This is a genomic window from Escherichia sp. WS2035, from assembly GCF_046487065.1.
Taxonomy (GTDB): domain Bacteria; phylum Pseudomonadota; class Gammaproteobacteria; order Enterobacterales; family Enterobacteriaceae; genus Escherichia; species Escherichia coli.
The window spans coordinates 227,558-253,471 of record NZ_JBJQKD010000006.1 but is presented as its reverse complement, the minus strand read 5'-3'; the positions used below and the strand labels follow the sequence as shown (position 1 = coordinate 253,471).

At 43.2% G+C, this 25,914-nt stretch carries 16 protein-coding genes and 6 pseudogenes; 3 read left to right on the top strand and 19 right to left on the bottom strand.

Features of this window, described 5'->3' with window-relative positions; all coding sequences use genetic code 11:
- From ACJHX4_RS12825 to ACJHX4_RS12805, 5 genes are all read right to left on the bottom strand, one after another.
- Nucleotides 1-726, bottom strand: a complete 726-nt coding sequence (locus ACJHX4_RS12825; RefSeq protein WP_000943622.1) for a molecular chaperone — start codon at nucleotides 724-726, stop codon at nucleotides 1-3.
- Between the two features lie 64 nt (nucleotides 727-790).
- A complete protein-coding gene (locus ACJHX4_RS12820; RefSeq protein ID WP_000695739.1) occupies nucleotides 791-1,339 on the bottom strand; it encodes a fimbrial protein in 549 nt (182 codons plus the stop codon).
- Between the two features lie 571 nt (nucleotides 1,340-1,910).
- On the bottom strand, nucleotides 1,911-2,309 hold the full coding sequence (locus ACJHX4_RS12815) for a DoxX family protein (RefSeq protein WP_001519150.1): 399 nt from the start codon (nucleotides 2,307-2,309) through the stop codon (nucleotides 1,911-1,913).
- A 26-nt stretch (nucleotides 2,310-2,335) separates the two neighbouring features.
- Nucleotides 2,336-3,553 (bottom strand): alpha-hydroxy-acid oxidizing protein, encoded by a 1,218-nt coding sequence (locus tag ACJHX4_RS12810; protein WP_001131384.1) that lies wholly within the window; start codon nucleotides 3,551-3,553, stop codon nucleotides 2,336-2,338.
- Nucleotides 3,554-3,603: 50 nt separating this feature from the next.
- Nucleotides 3,604-4,152 carry a YybH family protein gene (locus ACJHX4_RS12805; RefSeq protein ID WP_000680149.1) on the bottom strand — a complete coding sequence of 183 codons (549 nt, stop codon included), beginning with the start codon at nucleotides 4,150-4,152 and terminating at the stop codon, nucleotides 3,604-3,606.
- A gap of 169 nt (nucleotides 4,153-4,321) precedes the next feature.
- Between ACJHX4_RS12805 and ACJHX4_RS12800 the strand changes: the two genes are divergently transcribed.
- A complete protein-coding gene (locus tag ACJHX4_RS12800; RefSeq protein ID WP_001111227.1) occupies nucleotides 4,322-4,963 on the top strand; it encodes a TetR/AcrR family transcriptional regulator in 642 nt (213 codons plus the stop codon).
- Nucleotides 4,964-5,818: 855 nt separating this feature from the next.
- On the opposite strand, the pseudogene ACJHX4_RS12795 reads toward ACJHX4_RS12800, so the two are convergent.
- Nucleotides 5,819-6,007 (bottom strand): annotated as a pseudogene (locus tag ACJHX4_RS12795) (transposase domain-containing protein); the annotation flags it as partial.
- A 69-nt stretch (nucleotides 6,008-6,076) separates the two neighbouring features.
- Between ACJHX4_RS12795 and ACJHX4_RS12790 the strand changes: the two are divergent.
- Entirely contained in the window at nucleotides 6,077-7,210 is a 1,134-nt protein-coding gene (locus ACJHX4_RS12790; RefSeq protein ID WP_000555401.1) for an IS110-like element ISEc45 family transposase, read from the top strand.
- 252 nt (nucleotides 7,211-7,462) lie between these two features.
- Here ACJHX4_RS12790 and tnpC read toward each other — a convergent pair.
- The 4 genes and pseudogenes from tnpC to ACJHX4_RS12770 all read right to left on the bottom strand — a co-directional run.
- Nucleotides 7,463-8,887 (bottom strand): annotated as a pseudogene (gene tnpC / locus ACJHX4_RS12785) (IS66 family transposase); the annotation flags it as partial.
- A gap of 30 nt (nucleotides 8,888-8,917) precedes the next feature.
- The gene (gene tnpB / locus ACJHX4_RS12780; RefSeq protein WP_000624651.1) at nucleotides 8,918-9,268 is read right to left on the bottom strand and encodes an IS66 family insertion sequence element accessory protein TnpB; all 351 of its coding nucleotides are present in this window, start codon (nucleotides 9,266-9,268) and stop codon (nucleotides 8,918-8,920) included.
- Nucleotides 9,265-9,704, bottom strand: a pseudogene (gene tnpA / locus ACJHX4_RS12775) (IS66-like element accessory protein TnpA). The gene tnpB and the pseudogene tnpA overlap by 4 nt, the downstream one beginning before the upstream one ends.
- Nucleotides 9,705-10,038: 334 nt before the next feature.
- Nucleotides 10,039-10,886, bottom strand: a pseudogene (locus tag ACJHX4_RS12770) (IS3 family transposase); the annotation flags it as partial.
- Nucleotides 10,887-10,949: 63 nt separating this feature from the next.
- Here ACJHX4_RS12770 and ACJHX4_RS12765 point away from each other — a divergent pair.
- Nucleotides 10,950-11,568: pseudogene (locus ACJHX4_RS12765) on the top strand (helix-turn-helix domain-containing protein); the annotation flags it as partial.
- Between the two features lie 237 nt (nucleotides 11,569-11,805).
- On the opposite strand, the gene cnf1 reads toward ACJHX4_RS12765, so the two are convergent.
- The 9 genes and pseudogenes from cnf1 to ACJHX4_RS12720 all read right to left on the bottom strand — a co-directional run bounded on the left by cnf1 (nucleotide 11,806) and on the right by ACJHX4_RS12720 (nucleotide 25,869).
- Nucleotides 11,806-14,850 carry a cytotoxic necrotizing factor CNF1 gene (gene cnf1 / locus ACJHX4_RS12760; protein WP_000528122.1) on the bottom strand — a complete coding sequence of 1,015 codons (3,045 nt, stop codon included), beginning with the start codon at nucleotides 14,848-14,850 and terminating at the stop codon, nucleotides 11,806-11,808.
- Nucleotides 14,851-15,127: 277 nt separating this feature from the next.
- On the bottom strand, nucleotides 15,128-15,484 hold the full coding sequence (locus tag ACJHX4_RS12755) for an urea transporter (protein ID WP_218795209.1): 357 nt from the start codon (nucleotides 15,482-15,484) through the stop codon (nucleotides 15,128-15,130).
- Nucleotides 15,485-15,797: 313 nt separating this feature from the next.
- Nucleotides 15,798-17,234: an alpha-hemolysin T1SS ABC transporter subunit HlyD gene (hlyD, locus tag ACJHX4_RS12750; protein ID WP_000860468.1), complete on the bottom strand. Its 1,437-nt coding sequence runs from the start codon at nucleotides 17,232-17,234 to the stop codon at nucleotides 15,798-15,800.
- An 18-nt stretch (nucleotides 17,235-17,252) separates the two neighbouring features.
- Nucleotides 17,253-19,377 (bottom strand): annotated as a pseudogene (locus ACJHX4_RS12745) (type I secretion system permease/ATPase).
- A 70-nt stretch (nucleotides 19,378-19,447) separates the two neighbouring features.
- Nucleotides 19,448-22,522 (bottom strand): RTX toxin hemolysin HlyA, encoded by a 3,075-nt coding sequence (gene hlyA, locus ACJHX4_RS12740; protein WP_001142371.1) that lies wholly within the window; start codon nucleotides 22,520-22,522, stop codon nucleotides 19,448-19,450.
- 11 nt (nucleotides 22,523-22,533) lie between these two features.
- Nucleotides 22,534-23,046 carry an alpha-hemolysin-activating lysine-acyltransferase HlyC gene (gene hlyC, locus ACJHX4_RS12735; protein ID WP_001519143.1) on the bottom strand — a complete coding sequence of 171 codons (513 nt, stop codon included), beginning with the start codon at nucleotides 23,044-23,046 and terminating at the stop codon, nucleotides 22,534-22,536.
- Between the two features lie 1,183 nt (nucleotides 23,047-24,229).
- The gene (locus tag ACJHX4_RS12730) at nucleotides 24,230-24,472 is read right to left on the bottom strand and encodes a hypothetical protein (RefSeq protein WP_000789515.1); all 243 of its coding nucleotides are present in this window, start codon (nucleotides 24,470-24,472) and stop codon (nucleotides 24,230-24,232) included.
- Between the two features lie 27 nt (nucleotides 24,473-24,499).
- Nucleotides 24,500-25,270 (bottom strand): molybdopterin-dependent oxidoreductase, encoded by a 771-nt coding sequence (locus tag ACJHX4_RS12725; RefSeq protein WP_000730195.1) that lies wholly within the window; start codon nucleotides 25,268-25,270, stop codon nucleotides 24,500-24,502.
- Entirely contained in the window at nucleotides 25,270-25,869 is a 600-nt protein-coding gene (locus ACJHX4_RS12720) for a cytochrome b/b6 domain-containing protein (protein ID WP_001182766.1), read from the bottom strand. Before ACJHX4_RS12720 ends, ACJHX4_RS12725 begins: the two co-directional genes overlap by 1 nt.
- Between the last annotated feature and the right edge of the window lie 45 nt (nucleotides 25,870-25,914).

The following is a 25,914-nucleotide window of genomic DNA, read 5'->3' as shown; positions in this document are numbered from 1 at the left end:
TTACTCCAGAACAGATTCTCCTTGCTGATATCCTCCGTAATCATTAACAATAACCCAGGAAACTTTGCTGGCTGGCGCAGTTCTGCCTTTAAGTGCAAATACTGTTGAAGAGAAAGGGGGAATCATTCCACCATGTTCAACAGGCGTTAAGTGCTTATTCTGGTCAACTGCAATTTTGTTGTAGGTTATGTAATAAGGTGTTGGATTAACTGCTTTAATTCGGCCTTCCTCCTGGTGCCAGGTAACTTTCAGATAAGCATCATTTGGTGTTAACTTCAGGTGAGCAGGACGAAAGAAAAATTTTATGCGACTACGAATAGCTAGTTGCAAATAATTATTATTCCGCTGCTCTGAGTTATCGGAGTCTTTTTTTGCCCCGGGCTTTGCTGGAATATCCAGAACATTTAGATAGAAAAGAGATTCTCGGTCTTTCGGTAGTGACTCGCCTGTATATACAATTCTGACTGTTTGTCCTGATTTAGAGTCCATACGAAATATTGGCGGAGTAATGATAAAAGGAACGTGGACTGACTCAGGGGGTGCTGCTGCATCTCCATCGTCTAACCAGGACTGGACTAATGCCGGAGATTCATTGTCATTATTTAAACGTATGCTAATACTCTTTTGAGTCGCCGGATAAACAACACGGGTTCCCATGATAACTACACTACCCTGAACAACTGCAGATACAGATAGAGTAAAAAAAAACAGCACAAACCTTAGCATGGTATCTCCAGAAGAAAACAGGGCAGTATTTCCTGCCCAGAAATACAAAAGAGTAAAAAGTTTTTTATTCGTAGGCAATGGTATAATGGACCGTCGCTTTTACATCCCCTGCGGTAGATTGTCCTGTTGCATAATACTGGGCCATATAACGCAATGTGGCACTTCCATCAGATCCGATTGTCTCAGACTGGACATCTTGCCCATTATCTGCTTCCCCCAAAAGAATAGTTGAAGTTCCATTACTATTTAGCAACTGAATCTGTACATTATCCGCTTTAGTTGGAGTAGCAGTATTTTTTAAATTATGTGTAGCTAAGTCAATGTTACTTGAAGGCTCAAAGTACGCTTTAACATTCTGAGCACTATTCATACCAGTTGCACAACCAGTTAAACGAATGGCAAAGGGTGTCAGCCCTGACGTAGCAGCATTGTCTTTTAGAGATGAAGTGGCAACAGTGGGTAAAGTTACTGCTAAGTCTTTGTCGCTTGTATTAACTGTGCAGGTCTGAGCTACAACTTTACCTGTAAACGTAATTGTTCCGTCATAGGCCATAGTTGAACCAGCAAACACAGCAGAAACAAATGTAGCCAATGCTATAACTTTTATTTTCATAAAATGAATTCCTGTTTAATTCCGGCATGATCATTTTTTCAGCAATCATCCCCAACAAAACAATCATTTTCAAAATGTTTTTACCGATCGATAACCAGCGCATGATAGACCACACCTATCATGATAGCCAAAACGATCGGGAAAAACGATCAAAAACCATATTTATTGTGTTGGTAATGACAAAAAAATATGCTTTACCCTGAAATGAGCGACCTATTCATGAAAATATGTAGGTCTGTATTTGATTACTATCATTGCTATATTTCTACTATCCAATTTATATTTTATAATTAAAATATACCTTTTTACACTATTATTTATTTGTTGCAACTTGCCTAGCTTTATCTTATTCCGGATGTTTTATGGTAGATACAGAATACAATTAATTAAACTTATTTAAAGATTTTATAAATACCATATTGGAGTTGACCGATAGATACCTACTAACAAGAGCAATCACCACCTCCCCATGAGGTGGTTTAGGGATAAAATAAACAACATCCATGTCAGGTGACGTACATACCTGTTTGCTATGATATCTGTTACGCTACGCTTGCTAATTTACTGAAACTCAGCGTCTGTCGACGGAGATTCGTCCGGGCCCTGATACAACAAGGGCAAGAAAACCACCCGAAATACAGATATTCTTATAAAAATGGATCATATTTCCATGTGCAAGTTCAGCTGGCATCGTCCAGAATGCGTGTCCAAGAAATGAAGCAAACACGGTATACAGGCACAGAATAATGCTCACTGGCCGGGTGAAAAAGCCAAAAACAATCATTAATGCTCCAACGATTTCGACAAGGACCACTATTGCTGCAGTAATCGCCGGAAATATAAGCCCAAGAGAGGCCATTTTATCGATAGTGCCAGTGAATGATAGCAGCTTGGGAACGCCGGATATCATATAAAGGCATGCCAGCATCAGACGGGCAAGGAGCAACAATGCCGACGTGTAATTTCCCATATTAAAATACCTGATTTTATCCACTATCAATGCTCAGTCTCCTTGTTTCTGATAAAGCCCTGAGCCAAATCCTTAAGTGTACGAGCACCACTCAGTAACATTGCCGTCCTCAGCTCCGTCTTCAGGTGCTCAATGACACCGGCAACGCCCCCGACACCACCTACTGCGATGCCATAAAGAACAGGACGTCCGACCGCAACAGCCGTTGCCCCAAGAGAGATAGCCCTTACAACATCAATCCCCCTGCGAATACCGCTGTCAAAAATAACCGGAACTTTGTGCCCGACTCTTGCAGCAACTTCCTGCAACTGGCTGATGGCAGAAGGAACACCATCAATCTGGCGACCACCATGATTAGACACCTGGATGGCATCTGCTCCTGCATCAATGGCAACCACTGCATCCTCACCTCTGAGGATGCCCTTGACAATGACTGGCAGCCCGGTGATTTTTTTTACAAACTCAATATCAGCCGGGGTCAGCTCAACTTTTTGGTTAAAAAAATCACCTTTGCCACCGTAACGGGGGTCATGATTACCGAACGTCGCTCCTGCAGGGAAAGGCGAGCTCATGCTGAGAAAAGCATCACTTGTCCCGGGACCAAGCGCATCCGCTGTGATAATAATGGCTGAATAGCCTGCCGCTTTTGCACGCTCCAGTAAACTTCGGGTAACACCAGCATCCGCGTTAAAATACAGCTGGAACCATTTAGGTCCTTTACTGGCTTTTGCAATATCCTCCAGAGAGCGGTTGGATGCCCCTGATGATTCATAAAGTGCCCCGGCCTTTTCTGCACCCGCTGCAGCAATCACCTCCCCTTCCGGATGGACGAACATATGCGCGCCCATAGGTGCTATCAGCAGGGGATGTTCCAGATGATGGCCCAAAAGGTCAGTCCGGATATCAATGCTGTGGGCAGCAACTCCACTGAGTCGGTGAGGTAACAAAGGATAATCACTGAATGCCCTGCGGTTCTCATGATACGTCCACTCATCTCCAGCACCATGAGCAATATATGCATACGCAGCTTCCGTCATCACATCTTTTGCTGAAGCCTCCAGTCTGTCCAGACTGATGATATGAAGAGACTTGCTGGTCGATGTATCAGCATGTCCAGACGTTTTACTGATGATATGTGCCGTTGAAGATGAGATATTTTTGGCAAGGGCCGGCGCAGCTGACAGCCCTGCGGCAGATATTCCTAAAACGGCATTCTGAATAAAATTACGTCGGGAAAGAGGCATAATAAGCTCCATATATTATAAATAAGCCAGGTCTCCCTGGCTTATAATAATCATGCCACGCCCTGAAGCGGGTTGGTGTTGAAGGTATAAAGGAAAATTTTCCATTCACCATTAATTTTACTGAGGACAAAAACTTCACGGTTCAGATCAATAATGGTTTTCTGCTCTTTAAAGTTCGTTACAACAGAACCCACATGGTGGTGAGTGCGGACAACCGCGGTATCTCCGTTGATCCAGATAGAGTCAAACGCAAAATCGGTCTCAAACTTTTCACGCTTGAACAGATCATCGTACTGCCCCTGGCGTTTTTCTGTATTGTCAGCCGTCAACTTATCATTCCACTGGGAATAACTTTCATCAGCAAACAGGCCCAAGATGGTTTTTGTATCCCCGGCATTCAGTGCGTTCTGATACTTGATTATCGTGTCATACACGTTCTTCTGCTCAGTAGCAATCTTACTGTCTGTGGAGTATTTGAATGTACCGCCGGATTGTTCAGGCGAGCTTTCCTTCTGTGCTGCCGACGATGAGGCAGCCAGAGCATTAGAGCCGAAAAGAAGGGATGATGCCATGACTGCTGTTGCTATAAAATGTTTCATATATTCTCCATCAGTTCTTCTGGGGATCTGTGGGCAGCATATAGCGCTCATACTATGCTGCTGTTTCAATATTAGCGGCAGACGTCAGCCTTACCGCACTACTTATTGGATAAGAATATCAAAAGTGACCGCTAAGTCAATTTTATCACAACACAGAAGGCCACTATTTATGCCAGCAAATATGAATCGTCCTCATCATGCACGAAAGACTCGTAGTTGCAGCCCGGAAAAAACTGCCAGGACACGACAGCAGATAGCCCGGGCAGCACTTGAGGAGTTCTCTGCACAAGGGTTCGCTCGCGCCAGCATCAGCAATATCAGCAAGCGCGCAGGAGTAGCTAAAGGCACGGTATATAACTACTTCCCAACAAAGGAATTATTGTTTGAAGCGGTTCTGAAGGAGTTCATTGCTACCGTCCGTACTGAACTGGAATCTTCCCCCCGCCGCAACGGGGAAACCGTAAAAGCCTATCTGTTGAGAGTGATGTTACCTGCCGTCAGGAAAATTGACGACGCATCAACAGGCAGAGCCAGAATAGCCCACCTGGTTATGACAGAAGGGAGCCGGTTCCCGGTAATCGCTCAGGCTTATTTACGGGAAATACATCAGCCACTACAGCAAGCCATGACCCAACTGATTCAGGAGGCAGCATCAGCCGGAGAGTTAAAAGCAGAGCAACTGCTCTGCTTCCCCTGTTTATTGCTGGCTCCAAACTGGTTTGGCATGGTGTATAACGAAGTTCTGAACCCGGCAGCACCGGTCAGTACAGGCGATCTTTTTGAAGCCGGAATTGGTGCTTTTTTCCGATAGGCACATAACTGTCAGTATTATGACCATGCCGTCAGGAGGAGGTATACCAGTGATACCCTACCATGACCCGGTAACGTCTCCTGGCTGCCTTAAACCTGAAAGACCTGGCCCCACCACACTGCCGGTTACGCAGTCAAGATGCAGCAACCCTTGCATAAGGCTGTTTTGTGCAGAGGGCTACCGGAAAGATAATAACGTCACAGCCCGTATGCATCAGATAAAACAGTGTATTTTATCTGTCAGCAGTCACTGGAGCGGATTGTGGGGCGAGATTCAGGTGCTGATACTGTAACGACTCTGCGCCGCTGCTGCGGTAAAAGCGGCTGCCACCAGGCACGGTTATCAGAGGAGGATGACCGTGTCCGCCCCTGGTGGTGATGAACTCTCCATCACAATCAATAATGCCGCCGGGTGGATGAAGCAGACAGGGATGGCAAGTCCCACCATCCCGGATAAAATGGGCCCTGGGCGCTCAGAAGACCTGTGTGTCAGGCAGGGGTGAGAACGGTGATGTTTTTTGTTGTCTGAAAGTCCAGCTCCAGCATTGTCTGCCAGCCTCAAGACTTCCGCTTTCTGCCCTTTCCGGCATTTTCTTCCGTTACCATCATTCTGTTAATTCAGAGGCGTAGTAGTAGTAAACGTAATACATATCCGGGAGGATGAAGTCATCTAATCCTGCTCCCCGAATATCATACAGCCATTCCTGAGTGTGACTGCACCATTTCCAATTACGCAGTCTGTCCTCATCACAAAAATGTTGCAAGCAGTGCGAAGTCACGTTCCGTATTCATGCCCTCTGCCAGATATTGAACGGGGGAGAAATGTGTAAGCGTCAACAGAGCGCCGTATTGACACTTATTTATCGGTGAAAACTACGTTCCATGGCAGCAGTTCGTCAACACGGTTGGAGGGCCATTCCGGCAGTACGCTCAGGATATGGCGCAGATACGCTTCTGGATCGATACCGTTCAACCGACAGCTCCCGATTAGTCCGTACAGCAGAGCTCCGCGCTCGCCTCCATGATCGTTGCCGAAGAACATGTAGAACATGTAGATAATATGACCTTTATATACTCACTATAGCATTGGTGGGATATTCCAGAGGAGGTCATCATGCATTCGGAAAATATTGCGGCTTACGTCGGGCTGGATGTGCATAAAGAAACGTTGGCGGTTGCTATTGCTGCACCTGAACGGCTTGGCGAAGTTCGTTATTATGGTACGATTAACAACGAAGCCCAGGCTGTACGTCGATTATTTCAGAAATTGCAGGGACTTTACGGAAACATTCTTTCCTGCTATGAGGCTGGCCCCTGTGGTTTTGGGCTATATCATCAACTCACAGCGATGAATATAAAATGCCAGGTTATTGCCCCTTCCCGCATACCAAAATCACCGACAGACAGAATCAAAAATGATCATCGGGACGCAATTTCTCTCGCCAGGTTACTGCGGGCTGGAGAACTTACCCCTGTCTGGATCCCTGACCTGACTCATGAAGCTATGCGGGATCTAATCAGAGCCCGTGCAGCAGCTAAACGAGACAGCAGAGTTGCCCGACAGCGAATTCTGAGCATGCTATTGCGAACAGACAAACATTATGCAGGAAAGCACTGGACAGGAAAACATCGAACCTGGTTAGCTAATCAATCATTTAGTCAGCCATCTCAACAGATTGCTTTTCAACACTATTGTCAAAGTCTGGAGCAGATTGAAGATCGCATACTTCAACTCGACCAGGAAATATCTCGCCTGTTACCTGAGTGGTCTCTGTGCAATCTGGTCTGCCAGTTGCAGGCTCTTAAAGGTGTTGGTCAGCTAATTGCAATAACTCTGGTTGCTGAACTGGGTGATTTTTCGCGATTTTCCAATCCCAAACAGCTCATGGCTTTTCTGGGACTGGTGCCAGGTGAATATTCCAGTGGAAACAGTATTCGTCCCAGAGGAATAACAAAAGTTGGAAACAGCGAACTGAGACGTCTGCTTTACGAAGCCGCCTGGTCTTATCGTACACCTGCAAAAGTTGGGGCATGGCTTATATATTACCGACCGGACTCTGTAACACAATATTCCAAAGATATTGCATGGAAAGCTCAACAACGATTGTGTTCTCGTTACCGAAGTCTGACAGCAAAAGGGAAAAAATCACAAGTAGCCATTACGGCGGTGGCTCGTGAGTTGACTGGATTTATGTGGGATATTGCACTTGCTGCCCAATCATCATTCAGTCAGCAGAAGCAAAATTAAACCCTGAAGCAGTCAGACACGGAATGAGTGATCCTCGTAAAAGAATTCAGGGAAGCCAGAATGCGCTAATACCTGCACGTAGAAAGAGGCCAGCTCACTGCGTAAATCGTCATGGGGCTAAAATCCCCGAATAAGAGTTTGTAAAATCCAAGATACAGTCTGACTGTTTCAGGTTCTTTAATCCGCGATATAACGAAGCTCCCGGAGCTGCGTAGGTCTTTTTGGGCTTAATATTTGACAAAGGTCATAAGAATTCTTTTTCCCGAGACAGACGGCACGAAGCGCTCTTTCTGCTGTGTTATTGTCCGCCTCCGCCAGACCGTCATCACTGTAATAACAGAGGGCGTCCCACTGATTCAGGACATAGCTGAACGCTTCGCCCAGTCGGGATTTTTTCGACAACGTGCCATTCTTCTCCACCATCCATTCATGCAGCGACGTCAGTAACGCTTTGCTTCGCTGCTGCCTGGCTGCAAGACGTTCAGACTCCGGTAAGCCCCGTATTTCATCCTCAATGGCGTACAGTTCACTGATGCGCTTCAGAGCTTCTTCTGCCGTCGTACTTTTGCTGCTGATGTATACATCGTGGATTTTTCGCCGGGCATGGGCCCAGCACGCAACTTCTGTCAGTGCACCACCTTCACGTTCGGCACTGAACAGCCGATCGTAACCGCTGAATGCATCCGCCTGCAGGATACCCCGGAAGGGACGAAGGTGTTGTACCGGATGTTTTCCCTGCCTGTCTGGTGAGTAGGCGAACCAGACCGCCGGTGGCTCTGATGAGCCCGCATTCCGGTCATCCCGGACATACGTCCAGATGCGTCCTGTTTTTGCCTTTTTTCTGCCCGGTGCCAGCACTTTTACTGGTATGTCGTCAGTGTGAACCTTGCGGGTGTTCATCACGTAACGGTACAGGGCATCATTCAGCGGAGTCATTAACTGGCAGCACGCGTCAACCCAGTTGGAGAGTAATGCACGGCTCAGTTCGGCACCCTGTCGGGCAAAGATTTCACTCTGACGATACAGTGGCAGGTGTTCGCAGTATTGTCCCGTTAACACGCGGGCAAGTAATCCGGAGCCCGCGATGCCGCGCTCTATCGGGCGGGACGGCGCTGGCGCTTCAACTATACAGTCACATTTTGTACAGGCTTTTTTTACCCGAACAGTGCGGATCACTTTCAGGGCGCTACTCACCAGTTCCAGCTGCTCAGCACTGACTTCACCCAGATAATCCAGCTCACTGCCACACTCCGGGCAACAACTTTCTTCAGGCTCCAGGCGGTGTATTTCACGGGGAAGATGTGCTGGTAACGGACGACGATGACGTGACTGTCGCAACTGGCGGGGAACCTGCGGGTCATCCTCACGCCCACTGTAACGATCGCTTTCCTGTTCGCGTTGTTTCAGTTGGGCCTCAGCCTGTTCAACCTCACGCTGCAGTTTTTCAGAACGGGTACCGAACAGCATCCGGCGCAGTTTTTCTATCTGGGCCCTCAGATGTTCTGTTTCCCGCTCCTCCTCTTCGATCTTTTCTTCGGCACGTGCCAGTGCAGAGCGCAGGAAGGCCTCCGTCTCTTCAACCAGACTCAGTTGCTGATCTTTCTGACGGAGGGCTTCAGCCTGCTCAGAGAGTAGCCTTTCCAGCTCAGTGATACGAATGAGGTATTTCCGACTCATGACCGTTTTTATAATCCGGCCATGACATTTTTACAACATTGTCAGTGCATTAAGGCGGGATGTTTTGGGTTGACGCCAGTCCAGTTTATCGAGGAGCATTGCCAGCTGCGAGCGGGTAATGGATACCTTACCGTCACGCACCGCAGGCCAGATAAACTGGCCTTCCTCCAGACGTTTGGTGAACAGGCACAGACCATCAGCATCAGCCCACAGGATTTTAATCGTGTCACCCCGTCGGCCGCGAAAGATAAACAGGTGACCGGAGAAGGGGTTCTCATCCAGCACATGTTGTACCTGTTCACCCAGACCGTTGAAGGATTTACGCATATCAGTAACGCCGGCAACCAGCCAGATTCGAGTGTCTGATGGGAGCGAGATCATCGTCCTCTCCCGGTCAGTTCACGGATCAACACCGTGAGCAGCTCTGGTGAAGGATTTTCCAGCGTCATGTTACCGTGGCGGAACTCAACTTTACAGGAACTGGCACTGACTGTGCTTTGTGAAGGAGTGGATAAAAGCGGAGTAAGAGCCGCCATAGGCTCTTTCTGCTCATCAGGCGTTATCTCAACAGGTAATAATTCAACGCCAGCGCCAGAAGAGGTTGTTACCGGAAGACCCGCGATATACGCCCTTCGTTCTGCCAGAGCCTGAGCCATTTGAACTGGAGGTTATCATTGATATCGTGTTCCCTGGCAATACGGGCAACAGAGGCTCCTGGTTGTGAAGCCAGTTTAACCATTTGAAGTTTAAACTCATTTGAAAATGTTCTGCGGGGTTCTGCGGGGTTCTGCGGATAATATTTTCTGTTCCATAACAGGTGTCCACTAGTTGAAAAAGTGGGCACCTACGTTACCAATACTGGCTTAATGGCTACATACGGCGGTCAGTTTACGCTTACAGAAATGTAATGAAGACGTCCTACCATTAACTGAAGAGCATGGTGACGGATGAAGGAAAAAGCAGGAGTGTGTGGTGCCTCACAGATTTCCGACATCATAGCTGTCAACGACGGATGAAAAGCGGCTCTTCCGCAACTTGGGTGGAAGAAAATGGATGAAACTTTCTGGTGTGAGAACCTTAAGGAAACAACATGTTGGGTGGAGCGGACAATCCAAATGGTGAATTACCGTCTTATATCACTGGCGCTGACATTCCGGGCGTCTTCTCCGCCACAACGCCATTTGCAGTGCATCACAGGCCAGTTGTGCTTTCATTCGCAGTGACATCGACCAGCCAATAACGGCGCGTGACCACAGGTCGATGACTACTGCGAGATACAACCAGCCCTCATCGGTACGCAAGTACGTGATGTCACCCGCCCACTTCTGGTTCGGGCCGCTGGCGCTGAAGTCCTGCTCCAGCAGATTCTCCAATACGGGCAGGCCATGTGCACGGTAGCTGACCGGGCTGAACTTCCGGCTGGCTTTCGCCCGCAGCCCCTGACGACGCAGGCTGGCGGCAATGGTTTTAATATTGAACTCCGGCAGTTCGTCAGCAAGGCGGGGAGCACCGTATCGCTGCTTTGCCTCAAAGAATGCCTTATGGACAGCGGCATCGCAGGTGAGCCGAAACTGTTGGCGCAGGCTCATCTGGTGACGACGCCTGAGCCAGACATACCAGCCGCTGCGGGCAACCCGAAGTACACGACACATCGCTTTGATGCTGAACTCTGCCCGATGATTTTCGATGAAGACATACTTCATTTCAGGCGCTTCGCGAAGTATGTCGCGGCCTTTTGGAGGATGGCCAGTTCCTCAGCCTGCTCCGCCAGTTGTCGTTTAAGGCGGACATTTTCAGCGGCCAGTTCGCTTTCGCGCTCTGACGAACTCATTTGTTGCTGCTGTTTACTGCGCCGGGCATAAAGCTGGGATTCATACAGGCTGAGTTCACGGGCTGCGGCGGCCACACCGATGCGTTCAGCGAGTTTCAGGGCTTCGTTACGAAATTCAGGCGTATGTTGTTTACGGGGCTTCTTGCTGATTGATACTGGTTTTGTCATGAGTCACCTCTGGTTGAGAGTTTACTCACTTAGTCCTGTGTCCACTATTGGTGGGTAAGATCACTCAGCAACGTATCAAAAGTCTGTAAAATCATGGGCGTTTCGCGTGATACATTTTATCGTTACCGCGAACTGGTCGATGAAGGCGGTGTGGATGCGCTGATTAATCGTAGTCGCCGCGCTCCTAACCTTAAGAACCGTACCGATGAGGCAACTGAACAGGCTGTTGTTGATTACGCCGTCGCTTTCCCGGCACACGGTCAGCACCGGACCAGCAACGAGCTGCGTAAACAGGGCGTTTTTATCTCCGGCAGTGGTGTCCGTTCTGTCTGGTTACGCCATAACCTTGAGAATTTCAAAAAACATCTGAAAGCACTGGAAGAAAAAGTAGCCCGTGATGGCATTGAGCTAACTGACAGCCAGATCGCAGCACTGGAGCGTAAAGCCAGTGATGACGAGGCCTGTGGCGAAATCGAAACGGCTCATCCGGGATATCTGGGTTCGCAGGACACGTTCTATGTAGGCAACCTGAAAGGTGTCGCGTAATTTATCACCAGACCTTTGTTGATACATACTCAAAGGTCGTTCACTGCAAATTGTATGTCACCAAAATGCGATTACAGCGACTGGCCTGCTGAATGATCGTGTACTGCCATTTTATGAGTCGCATGACCTGCCAATGTAGAGAATACTGACCGACAGGGGCACAGAGTATTGTGGCAAAGTAGGGGGCAGAAGCCAGCAGGAGAAGACTGGGGAGCTTTTCACTGGATGTTTGTGCCTGATGACCTTTTCTCATTTGTTTGCCTTTGGAGGATGGTGACTTGAATATATCAAAATGCAGAACTGACACTCTCTTGCGCTAACAAAACAGCACAAGGGAGTAGCTATAACAATGGCCAATAAATAATTTCCCGAATCAAAATTTTTTTGAAAATACCTTCAATACCGATATTTCGGAGACATCTGCATTCAGAGAATAACTCTCAGACAGAGACCTTACGACAACATTGCCGTCCACTCTCACCAGTACAGTCGCCGATGTACCAAAGCCATGTTCAGGTATATTATCAAGGAAGTAAGGGAAAACAGAAACATTATCACGAATAATAGTGATTTGACTATCTGGTTTTTTTTCAGATGATGAGTAAGTTATTAATGAATCTTCAAAATTTTCCGACAGATAATCGACTAAGAAATCATTGCTCATTATTCCCTCCACGCGAGGTATTGGTTCTTTTGTAAGTAGCTCAAGTACTTCAACTGCTTTTTTCACCCCGGTAGTACTGGTAAATCCAGCCAAAGATTTTGTTGTACCAGTATGTACCTTATAAATATATCCTTCTTTTCGGGCAACAATTGTCGTACAACCACTTAGATTTCCGCTTGTAATGATTACTGGTTTACCCTCCTGGACTTCCTCAAGTGCTATTTTAATACCATTCGCCCCACGAGCAGAATTTGACACACGAATTATGCTTGTTTCATTAGTAAGATTATACTTCTTCCAATAAGTTGAGCCGAGTGAAGATGAATCTGATGGAATTTCCCCAGTATAGGTGTTCAATGTTGGAATACCATTTAGCCCCACTGTATTATCATAGAAATACTGATCATAGCCATGGTTATCAAAGCGATCTTTTTTGATGTAGAAAAAGAGAGGTTGTTGCTCATCAGCATTAGCGGCTTCAAAATACGGATAGATTGCACGCTGACGTGTCGATGAAATACTTCCCCGTCCTTTAAGCACATCAATATTACCGCGACTTAATTTCTGAAAGTTAGATTTGGAGGTGCTTTCGATACTTTCTTTAAAATATCGTAGAGATAACAATTTACGTATGGTTGATATATCAGGAGGCGTTGATGGCTCAGGAAAATTAAATCTCCTGTCAACCACAGCCAGTACTTCAACCGGGGCTTCATCAGGAATTGCCCAATGATTAACATATGAAACATTATTATTGTTGATATATTTTACGTGCACTTTTATAACTACCAGAAAGTGTCGTCTGCTTGCTGCATCTGCACTGTTAACATTTGAGGTATATTCAGTAAAACCTAAGCTTGACTGTGGGCCCTGACCTAACAAAATTTCGTGTAATTCTTCTGTACTTCCCCCAGCCGTATGATAAGAGGCAATATTCCATGCTTCTTCCTCAGTAGCTCCTCTCATCAAAGTTACAAATCTATCCCCAAAACTTCCAGAACCCTTAACATAATTAACAATATCCATTTCTGACGTTGGTTGCGGTAATTTTGGGTTTGTATCAGGATATAAAAGTGAGCTGTCATCATTAATAAATGATAACGGAGATCCGGTCACTGCAGAATAGGGTTCATCTTTAAAAAATACAGGAATATTGAGACTTTCAAAATCAAATGGCTGCCCCCCTTTTAGACCACCACCTCGAGTCCAGAGAATTTCATTATTATATTCGGTACGATAAATTCTTCGGGATAAAATCTCATATCCTGTTTCAATGTCCACTTCATAGTAGATGCCGCTCAGAGAACTCCCTTTTACAGCGACAATTTGATTATCTTCATCACTAAGCTTTACAATATTGACATGCTGCCCGGAACTTTTAAGCTTAACGTCTAACACATTAGTTGAGGATATACTATCTTCAGCAATTCCATATTCCTTCAAAAATATATCGATATTTGTTTCATTCAGAGTCCTGCCCTCATTATTTATAACGCTGCTAAGTACCTCCTGGTTTATTCCTGCCTTACTAATCAAGAGTGGAATTGCAAAAGACAGACCAAGCAGTACTGCATTTGTCGCCAAACCAGGTATAGCAGAACGACGTTCTTCATAAGTATCACCATTAATCAGTTGATCAAAACTGATCCCCATACTGGAAGTAATAATCCCCAGTCCAAGCGGAACAGATACCTCCGGGACTACGATATCAAATATAGGGGTCATTGATAAAATCGTCTGGAGTATAGTCAGAGCATAGTCTCGTTGAGCTTCACTGTTTGATTTTATAACGATATCACCATCACTGAAACTGCGTTTCTTAACAGAAATAGCTATAGCATCAAAAACATCTTTATTGCTAAGTGTCTTATTGGAATACAGAAAGTAAGACTCATTAAAATTACCATCATTTTCTATTGCATGTAGAACTGAATTTACTCCTGCATAGGAAACTCCATCTTGACGACTATATAATGAAAAATGTTGGGAAAGTAATTGTTTGTTGTCACTATCCTTAATAAGTTCTTTAAGGGTAAGCCGCAAATCAGCGATATTCTTCTTGAATAAAAAAGGTTTTTTTGCACCAGGAATGAAAAGCATTACCTTATCATTATTTTTGGCTACAAAAATATCAGATGAGTAATATCCATAAATATCAAAGAAGAATAGTGATATATTATCACTGCGATTTAAGGCGTTCATGGAGAAATTATATTCACGCTCATCAAGCTCTCCATTTTTATAAAGATACAAAGCAGAAGAAATATAATAATTTTTTAGTAAAAGCTTAAATTTATCATAGTATTTCGACCAGTAATCTGACAGAGTTTTTCCATAAACACCTGCAAAATCACACTTTTGTAAAAAATGCAGGTATTCCGACGGGAGCATTTTTTCTTCATTTTCTTCGTTAAACACATCTGCACTCTTTGTTTTATAAATTCCTGTGCTTGAATTTGCATCATCAAAAACATCAAAACGATAACCAATATTAATAAGAGCGGCTTGAGTGAGTGTCAGTACTTCTGTTTTATATTTCCCAAGATGATCCCATCCAGTATAAGATCTGCTATTACTCCGGTTTTGAGAAAAGCAGATGAAATAAGCATTATCAGGATCAATCCGACTAAACCACGGCAAGTCAGTTTTAAAACAATTCTTAATGTAATCGCTGACAACTCTTTCAGGTGAAGGGAAATTTGATACCAACTCATTGTACTCAAGAAGATATTTTTGTTGCCATTGGTTACCCATAATATTTTTAACTCCTCTGTGAAGATTAATATTTTACCACACCTTATCAGAATACCTAATCACTGGGCGAGAGGTTAGCAATCATGTCGTATACAAAGCGTCTTTGAAACTATTTAATGAATCTTAAACATCACTACTCCGATCCCTGTAGTATAAATTTTGCACTACACAACATCCCGGTATGCAAAACCACTGGATTTCTATTAATATATTCCACATTGAAAGAAAACTGGTAAACTAGGCATCACCAGGACAGGTCGGGCCAGCAGGTTAAGTATTATCTGAACCCCATTAAAAGGAGCATCTCCAGTGTTCCGACAATAAGTACAGCAATTCCGGAGACTGACACAGGGACAAGCATGCCACAGGCTATGCCATACAGAACAGCATTATATCCCCATATACCTTCATTAATCTCCTCATCAGGATACCGCAAATACCAGGCAAAGAACGGAGAAAGTGCTGCACTGATGGCTGAGAAATACAGTATTTCGGGGTGCCCCATATTAAAAAAGGCTATTCCAGTCGCCAAAAAAAAGAACAAGCCAGAAACAACATTGTTCTGTAATAATACCTGTGAATACCCCTTACTAAAGGAGGTTATCACCTGTTTTACTCTCATGTAAAATGTCACACACACCTCATACATAAACCATTCTCCGCTTCTGCGGGACAGTACCGCCCCTGACTCCACCTCACAGCGGATTGTGTATTTTTAAACAATCACAGTCTTCTCATATACTTTCCATTCTGAAGCTTATCTCTTCCTCTGTGATAAGCTTCCGTCGCGGGATGTGTTATACGCCCTGTAAGACAGTTATAAAGGACATCAATGCCATAGTTAATGACTACCGAATTCCAGTGGATAGTCAGTACTGGTTTGCCACAAAACAGTGCAGTCACACATGACAGGAGAAGATATGAGCCGGATACCGCGGCTCTGAGACTTAACGCTCATGTAAACTTTCTGTTACAGACTCTTCCAGAGGACTAAGAAGATAGCTGATTACGCTTCGCATTCCTGTCTTTATTTCTGCAGTAACAGCCATACCCGAGCTTAATGGAATGTGCTTATTCCCGGTTGACAATTCATTCTCTTCAACAGAAACAATGACATTAAAAACGAGTCCCAGTTTCTGGTCTTCTATTGCATCTAAATTTATATTTTTCACCTTACCCACCAGATAACCATATCGGGTGTAAGGAAAGGCCTCCACTTTAATGATGGCATTCTGCCCGACGTTAATAAAACCAATATCTTTATTTTGTACCAGAGCAGTAACCTCCAGCGTGTCATCTTCCGGAACGATGACCATCAGTGTTTCCGCTGTTGTAACAACCCCACCTTCAGTATGAACCTTCAGTTGCTGAACTTTTCCCGAAACAGGGGCCCTGATTACTGAAGCCTGTTGACGCTCTTCATTTTTCTCTAACTCCAGAGTTAATAACTCAATGCTGTCTGTTGTTTGTCTTAGTTTATCTAAAATTTCATTTTTAAAAAGCTGCGTGACAAGCTGATATTCTTCTTTTGCGGACAATATTTCACTCTCAATTTGCTCCAGTTGCGATTTATAAACCCGTAATTCATTTGCTGCCTCAACATATTTATTCTCCTGCTCAAGTACAGCATGTTTTGCAATTGCCTGTTTATGCAACAGGCTCCTGAAATCATCCAGACGGCTTTTTTCAACCCTCGATACATTTTCATAACGGTTTATACGGGCAAGTATTGTTAATCGCTCTGCTCTTTTCTTATCCAGATTCAGTTCTTTTTGATACTTCTGATTTTGCCATGTGGAAAACTGTTCTTTTATCAAAGAAGTTAAACGCAGTACTTCCTCTTCAGATACATTCTGAAAATAAGGCTCATCAGGAAGCTTCAGTTCAGGAAGTTTATTTAATTCAATTGACCGGCTCAGAATTTGATACCGAATTTGTTCCAGCCTGGCCTGTAACAGTGATGACTGCGTTTTTAACGTATCAGCTTCAGCTCCCAGTGCTGTAAGCTTTAATAACACATCCCCTTTCCGGACTGACTCTCCTTCTTTTACGATAATTTCTTTAACTATCGAGTTTTCAATAGGTTTAATTTCTTTGCTACGCCCACTGAGTGTTAATTTCCCATTTGCAGTGGCAACAATTTCCACCTGGCCTAAAACAGATAAAATGAAAGCAATAACCAGAAACCCCATAATAAAATAAGCAACCAGACGCGGCCGTCTGGATACCGGCGTTTCAATTAATTCCAGATGAGCGGGTAAGAATTCATTTTCGTCCTTTTCACGTACCGGAGTATCTAACTGCTTCCGGATTTTCCATGTTTCACTCCAGACAAGTTTATAGCGCAACAGGAACTCGCTGAACCCCATTAACCATGTTTTCATATTCTTCTGTTCTTTCTGTTAGTCTGACTGTAACTGATATAAGTAACTGTATAAACTTTCTGGTTCAGAAAGCAGTTCCTTATGTTTACCCTGTTCAACAATTTTCCCTTTTTCCATGACAATAATGCGGTCTGCATTTTTTACTGTAGACAGACGATGAGCAATGATTATAACCGTTCTGCCCTTACATATTTTGTGCATATTGCGCATGATGACATGCTCCGACTCATAATCCAGAGCACTGGTTGCTTCATCAAAAATGAGTATTTTAGGGTTGTTCACCAGCGCCCTTGCAATTGCGATGCGTTGACGTTGACCTCCGGATAATCCTGCCCCCTGTTCCCCGACAATGGTGTTATACCCCTCACGCAATTCAGAAATAAAATCATGAGCACCTGCTAATTTCGCTGCATAAATAACTTTTTCGACGGACATGCCAGGATTAGCCAGTGAAATATTATCAATAATACTGCGATTAAGCAGCACATTGTCCTGCAACACAACCCCCACCTGACGACGTAACCAGTTAGGATCGGCCAACGCAAGATCATGTCCATCAATTAAGACCTGGCCATTTTCAGGAATATAAAAACGTTGAATTAATTTAGTTAATGTGCTTTTTCCTGAACCAGAACGTCCGACAATACCAATAACCTCCCCCTGCTTAATACTGAGATTGATATTATCTAAAATAACCGGAGAGTCAGGCTTATAGCGAAACCGGATATTACGAAAAGTGATATCACCATTAATTTCCGGTAATGCCAGTTTCCCATGATAACTTTCAGTTGGAGAGTTAAGCACATCACCAAGGCGGGTAACTGATATACCAACCTGCTGGAAATCCTGCCAGATTTGTGCAAGGCGAATAACCGGTGCAACAATCTGACCTGCAAGCATATTAAAAGCAATTAACTGACCAATACTTAAATCCCCGGAAATAACCAGGTGTGCTCCCAACCACAGGTTGATGATCATAACAGTCTTTTGTATTAACTGTATTCCTTGTTGACCAATGGTGGCTAATACTGTCACTTTAAAGCCTGCAGCAACATATCCTGCCAATTGTTTGTCCCATATGTTCGTCATCTGAGGTGAGACTGCCATAGCTTTTATAGTGTTAATCGCCGTGACTGATTCCACCAGGAAAGATTGATTATCCGCATTCCGTGAAAACTTATCATCAAGGCGACGTCGCAAAATGGGGCTAATAAAAACAGACCATGCAGCATAACAGGGCAGCGAAAATAAGATCACCAGAGTAAGCTTTGGGCTGTAATACCACATTACCGCAAAAAATATGAATGAAAATAATAAGTCCAGAACAGATGTTAATGCCTGTCCTGTCAGAAAATTACGGATCTGGTCTAATTCTCTTACCCTGGCAACAGTATCACCAACACGACGACTCTCAAAATAAGAGATCGGTAGCGCCAGTAAATGCCGGAAGAGTTTGGCACCCAACTCAACATCAATCCGACTTGTACTATGTGCAAAAATGTAAGTTCTTAAACCGCTGAGTATAATCTCAAACACCACCACAACAGATAATGCGACAGTAATAACATTAAGGGTTGAAAACCCCCTGTGTACTAATACTTTGTCCATAACCACCTGAAAAAAAAGGGGGGGTTATTAATGCAAATAATTGTAAAAAAACAGATACAACAAGGGTTTCAATAAATATTTTTCTGTATTTTATAATGGCAGGGATAAACCAGGTAAAGTCAAATTTTGCCAGTTTCCCGGTAACAGAAGAACGGGAAGCAATAAGAATAATATGCCCCTGATATAACGCCTCAAACTCAGACTGTTCGAGAACACGGGGATTTCGCTGCTCCAGATCAAAAATAAGATATCTGTTTGCTTCTTTACTGACTTTAGTCAGAATAAAATGACGTCCATCCTCTCTCCAGACTAATGCGGGCAAAGGAATAAAGTTTAATCGGTCAATTGTTTTTTTTACCTGTTTTACCTTTAGTTCTAAAGATTTCGCAGCAAGCAACCATGACGTTAATCCCAGACCAGTCCCGTCTGTGTCAAATCTATGTTTAATTTCTTCCGGGTTAACAGAGACGTTATGGTATTGGGCTAAAATCTCCAGGGCGTATAACCCATAATCAATTTTATGACAAGAATCCATTATGACTCCAAAAAAATAGCAATCTTATGTGGCACAGCCCAATAAGATTGCTATTATTTAAATTAATAAATTATGCTGATGCTGTCAAAGTTATTGAGTTCCGTCCATATGAAAAATCACTGGCATTACCGGACAACTGCAATAAAGAAGCTGCAGCTCTTTCCTCTTTAACATCAAAATTACCTGCAGCTGAAATGATTTTGCTGATTTCATTAATTAATGGATTAAGATTATCCTGACTTCCATAGGCTAATGCATCATTCCCATACACATAACTTGCCTTATTATTACTCTGTTGATACTCAAGTGCCTTTTTAAGGGAATCTGGTGTGATTACCCTGCCGTCTTTATCAAAAATCTGCTCTATCTGGTGATTAGAGATATCACCTGACTCTTTTTCAAACCAGTTCCTGAATGTAATACCATTTTTATGACCAATGGAAAGAACATTACCTTCAGCTTTATACATGATGAGGTCATTACCTTCTCGCCTGAAGGCCACATCCCGGAAATCAATATCAGCCAAACTGAGTTTATCGTCTTTCCCCCCATCATCGTCAATAATATGATGGCCATATCCTGAAAGATAACGATAAATATCATTACCATATCCACCTTTCAGAAGATCATTCCCTTCTCCGCCATCAAGCAGATCTGCTCCCTCACTGCCGTACAGCTTGTCATTACCTTTTCCACCGGATAATACATTTTTTGCAAGAGAATTTCCCTGAACCTGAAGCTCATCATCGCCATCTCCGCCGTTCAGGTAATTATTACCTGCTCCCCCAATTAACTTATCGTTGCCATCACCGCCATAGAGCTGGTCATCTCCGTTTCCGCCCCTCAGCGTATCATTACCTTTATCACCATATAAGCGGTCATTCCCATCATTTCCTTCTATATGGTCATCACCATCCGCGCCATGGAAGATATCAGTAAATTTACTGCCAAAAAACTTGTCGGCACGCGTGGTCCCAATAAGTTCTTCCACGGAATATAAGTTATCAGTCTCTGTTAAATTTTTACCATTGATATGAGTGAATTCATAACTCCGATATTGCGTTTTTTCAGTTCTTTTTCCAACTGAAACCTCCTGCTCCTTCACAACTTCCTGTAAAACCTTAACATCACCACCAAGTACACGTGTTACCGTGTAATTACCCGCTTCGGTTGCTTTTGTGCCATCAATGGTCAGATAACCGGTGTCTGTTTTATCATAATAAACAACATCATGTCCTTTACCTGCGTAGATATTGGCTGAGCCGGCAGATAAAAAGACCTTATCATCCCCGTCTCCCAGGTGTGACTCAATACGAATTTCCCGATACTGGTTATTACCGACTGATGCATGCTGAATCAGGTTAGAGTAATCATATACAGACCCCTTGTCCTGAACCCCCTTCACCGTCCATTTATCAACACCCTTGACTAATAACTCGGTAATATATTCATATTTTCCGGACTGCCTCCTTTCACGAATTTCCTCACCGGGAGTTAACAATGGCGTAACAAATTTCAATAACGTAGAAGATTTGCTGTCAGAAAGGTCAATATTTCCTTTCAATGGGTCAAAGACTTGCTTCTGGAATTCATCCGGTTTTTTCTCCAGACGTTTTCCTTCTTCATAATAGTCAATATAACTTTTACCACTGAGTGTTTTGTCTCCATTTCTGGTGACACCAGCTAACTCACCTATCAGCGTATCCCAATGTTGCTGGGTAATGAGGACTGATCTTTCAACAGAATACTCTTTATTATACTGAGATAATATTTTAAAGTTATCTTCTAAAAATGCAGCATGGCGGGCATCATATCCATTTTCAAAGTAATTTTTGCCGTGTTTTTTCTCCCATTCAGCAATAACATCGGCCATTTTACTGGCGACATGTTCAAACATTGCCTGTTTTGAAGCCTCAAGGATGCCTGAAATTATCCCCGTAACAGCCCCTACCAGCGCGCTTACCGGTGCACCAACCAGAGATGTCGTTGCAGCAGCACTAATACCTGAAGATACTGAAGCCAGAACAGTGCTTATCGTTGTTAACGATGCATCAATAGCTCCTGTTTCTTTGTGGAAAGCAGCAAGTAAACTGTCACCATCGTATCCAAGTTTTTTGAATCGTTGTGAATACTCCTCTATTTTATTGGCACGTTTAAACTTATCGGCAATGGACAGGAATGAGAGTGGACTAATTGCCAGTGTCACAACAGAAGCAATTAAACCGGCAGCAGCAGCAGATGTAGATAACCCCTGTGCTGCACGCTGTGCGATAATATATTGAGAAATACCTTTTCCAACATTACCCAGTACTTTCGTTGTTAATTCAACACCTGCTGCAGCTTTAGTTCCGGTATCTGCATCTGCATTGCTCAGAATGAAGCTTGCTGAAATCGCAGATAAAATACCCGATACAGTATCTAACCCTGCACCGATATTATCAAGGTTAGGTAAATTCTGTAACTTATTACCAACACCGTTCAGGTGCTTTGTATTGGATAATACACTTCCCAGCTTATTGAGTTGTTGAGAAAATGAGTTAACATTATTATTAATGCTGGCAGCTGTGTCCACGAGTTGGTTGATTAGCTCAATACTCGCTTTTGCCAGTTCAGAAGAGCTGACATTGCTACCAGATTTTTGTTTCTTTATCAGTTCGTCTATTTTCATTGAGGAAAGTGCAGTACCCAGAAAATTTTGAAACGTTGACAGTACACTGCCTGCCTTTCCTAAGTTATCACCTATATTTTCAGCACTGCCGCCTAATTTATTACCCGCTTTTTGATACTTTTGCAGTAATTTGTCTAATTGTGGTGCAAAGATAGTCACTCCCCGTTCGGTGAGGCCAATGAGTTTCTCTGCTGTGCCGAATACCTGTTTAGTAATCGCCGTGCCATTCTTTTCATCATACTGGACTTCAATTCCCAGTTCATCTGCCGTCCTGACAAGGTCATTAAGGCTTGAACCCTGTCCTTTATAATCTTTAGGGATAAGTAAAATGAGTCTGTTTCCCGCATTGCGGGTTTGCTCTGCTGCTTTTTTTAATGCATCTTTCGTGCTTTGTCCTGCTGAGTGCAATTTATTTGCAGCGGATTGCTTTGCAGACTGTAGTGTGCTTTTAATTTGTGCAGTGGTTATTGTTGGCATTTAATTACCTCTTAACCTGTTAATGAAAAATTGAAATCTATCTTGTTTTTTACTTCAGTTATTAACTCGTGGTGATATTGTTTAAAAATTTTATTCGCTAACTGTTTATCAATTTTACCTCCGTGAAATTCTGATACTTTACCAACATGAGTTTTGGGATCCACCCTGATGGCTCGGAATAGTTCATCAGGGAATTTTTTTCGCATATATTTGTACAGGGCACCGTTATCCCCGAAAGGAGCAATCCAGTCAATGAACCATTTACGATCACCTGAAGTCCAGTCTTCTGCGACTAATGAGGTAACATCATTAAGATATTTAATTTCATTTTCTAAACTTAAATTAGCCCAACTACAATATGCAACAGGGTAATTATCCCGGGTTAATAAAGCATATTGGTTAGCCCGTATTGCAGGTAATACATTTATTGCAAACAAAGAGACTGGCCAGTTTCTGTGTAATGGGGAACTGGCCCAGAGCCAAGATACATGCCCAAGAACCTCTAATGGATTGTTCATATTCATAATAAGCTCACTATAAATTAAATTATATTCTTGAATAAGTAAACGGAGTCTGTGAGAGAACGATATTAAGCCTTTAAATATGTTTCTTGCATTTAGTTTCATAACGCACATCAACATAAAAAAGCATTCATTGCGGTGGCAGGTTAAAAAAAGCAAACCAAAATACTTACATATGCTTATTTTTATGCGTAATTTATATAAACCATGCTATTGCATTCTCTTCAATATGCATATTCTAAAGAACTGTTATCTTTTTCTTTATCATGCAACTAAGATGTATAGTTGCTCATATATATAACTTCCTTACCCAGTACCAATCAGCTGCCGAATAATGACCTGTGAGTTGTCATGTGAACCTCTCTTCTTTTTCTACCCCTGTCAGATAAGGGGTTGAATTAATCAGGTCATACCAGTCAATGCACTTCTTCTGACTTCGGATAATGATTCAAAGTGTTTATCTCATACAGTACGATCCCAGCACGCAAAAGAAGGCGACTCTATTGGCGGTTGCGCAAGTATACTCTAAAATATGAGGCAAAATTATATCATACACACAAAAATGCTGTAGCCATGATTTAATTCCATCCGACTTCGACCGTGTCTCATATTGTATTTTGAATAAGCATGCTACCGCCCTTCCGGAAATTACCCGTATCAACCGGGACCAGAATCCTGTGTAACAAATCAATTCAACCAGAGACGATTTTAACTCTGAGCACTATAGAATAATGATCTACAAATGTTCAATATGGTGGGTATATCTATTACCGTAGCGAAACAGGTTAGCACATTACACCATAAGGCATAGTAAAAACGAGTTTATTTGAAATATATTACTTAAATCAGTATAAAACTCCAGAAAAAAAATAACAAAAAGAAATACAGTTAATTAGCGCGGTAATAATTTTCAGGTTATTAAATTTATAACATGGAGAATTTTAACGAAAACTGACTGAAACAAATCAGACCAGTTAACCAGTCAGTCGGTTTTATGATTTCACTCACTATACTTTGTTTCATAAGGATTTCAGGATCTGCCAGACTGCGCAGAAATGATGCTTACGAATACACAGTAAAGGCAATGTCATTTCCGATACAGAGCCTGACATTGCCATAATGAGCTATTTATCTGAAAAACGACAGAATATGATGTTTTATCGTAACGTAATTTTAAGTTCTCAACTTATTGAGACATATTGTCTTTTTTACCCATGTGGTCATTTTTCATCCCATCCGTTTTGCTCATGTGTTCTTTCTCCATTTTCTCTTTATCCATTGCATTTTTGCACATACCATCCTTGCACATTTTATCATGCGCGCTGGACATGCTGCCTTTTACTTCATGTGTTTTATCCATTGTGTCTGCTGCCTGAGCATTGAACATGAACAGCGCGGATAGTACAGTTGCAGAAATAATATTTTTCATGGTTCTTCCTCATTTTTAACAATTGTATCAACAACCACCAAACCAGTTATAACCCTGGTCTTCCCAGTACCCCCCCGGAAAATGATTAGTGACCTCTATAACCTGAACATGCTTGGGGTTTTTATATCCCAGCTTAGTAGGGATACGTATCTTTATGGGATAGCCATATTCTTTTGGCAATACCCTGTTATTCCATGTCAATGTCAGCAATGTTTGTGAATGTAGTGCTGTCGCCATATCAATACTGGTGTAGTAACCATCGACGCAACGAAAACTGACGTATTTTGCCCGCATATCGGCACCAATCAGCGTCAGGAAATGCCGGAATGGTATCCCTCCCCATTTTCCTATTGCACTCCATCCTTCAACACAGATATGACGGGTTATCTGACTCACATGCTGCATGTTATACAATTCAGACAAAAACCAGTTACGGTTATCACGTACCAGCCCCCGTATTTCCAATTTATAATCCTGGCCATCAATTACTGGGATCTCTTCTTCTCCATAGAAGGCATTAAAAGGGAATGGAGTGGTAATGTCCTCTGGAAGATATTCTGGTGCCACACTGTTTTTGCTGAACAGAAAACTTTGAATCCGGTCATTAAATCTGGATATACGGAACAATGCTTTTTCAATATCATCATTATTGCTTATATCACAGCCAGTCAGCATCATAATTCCCCCAAGCGTCAGCCCCTGTTGGAGTAAACGACGTCTGTCCGGCGCAAGGATTTTTTCTGCATCTTTCACCACGTAATGGGCATCACTGTCAGACAAAAAACGTTTTTTCTTCATTAGTGACCCCGTATCATAGATAACAATGCACGCGGAACCAATAACACCATAACCAGGTGAATAATAATAAACAGTACCATAATGTTCATGCACAGAAAGTGGATATAACGCGCTGTATCATAACCACCGAATAGTATAGTCAGAAGGGAAAACTGAACGGGTTTCCATAAAACCAGACCAGACAATAGCAGAGCAGCGCCATCTAAAATAATCAGAATATAGGCGACTTTTTGCACCATATTGTATTCCTGCATATTCGTATGATGCAGCTTTCCATACAATGCCTGCGTAAGGGATTTTTTCAGTGAGGTCCATGACAGCGGGAAAAACTTGCTCCGGAAACGTCCGCTACAAATTCCCAGAGTAAGATAGATCGTGGCATTAATCAGCAGAATCCACATCAGGGCGAAGTGCCACAGTAACGCACCGCCAAGCCAGCCACCGAGAGTTAATGCTGCCGGATAGTTAAAAGAAAACAAAGGAGAAGCATTATAAATGCGCCATCCACTACATATCATGCCTGCGACAGTAACAGCATTAATCCAGTGGCAACAGCGTAACCACAGAGGATGTATTTGTTTTAACGGTAATGGCTGCATTATGTGATCTCTGTCTGTAAACTAAGTATATTATGGAAAGGAATG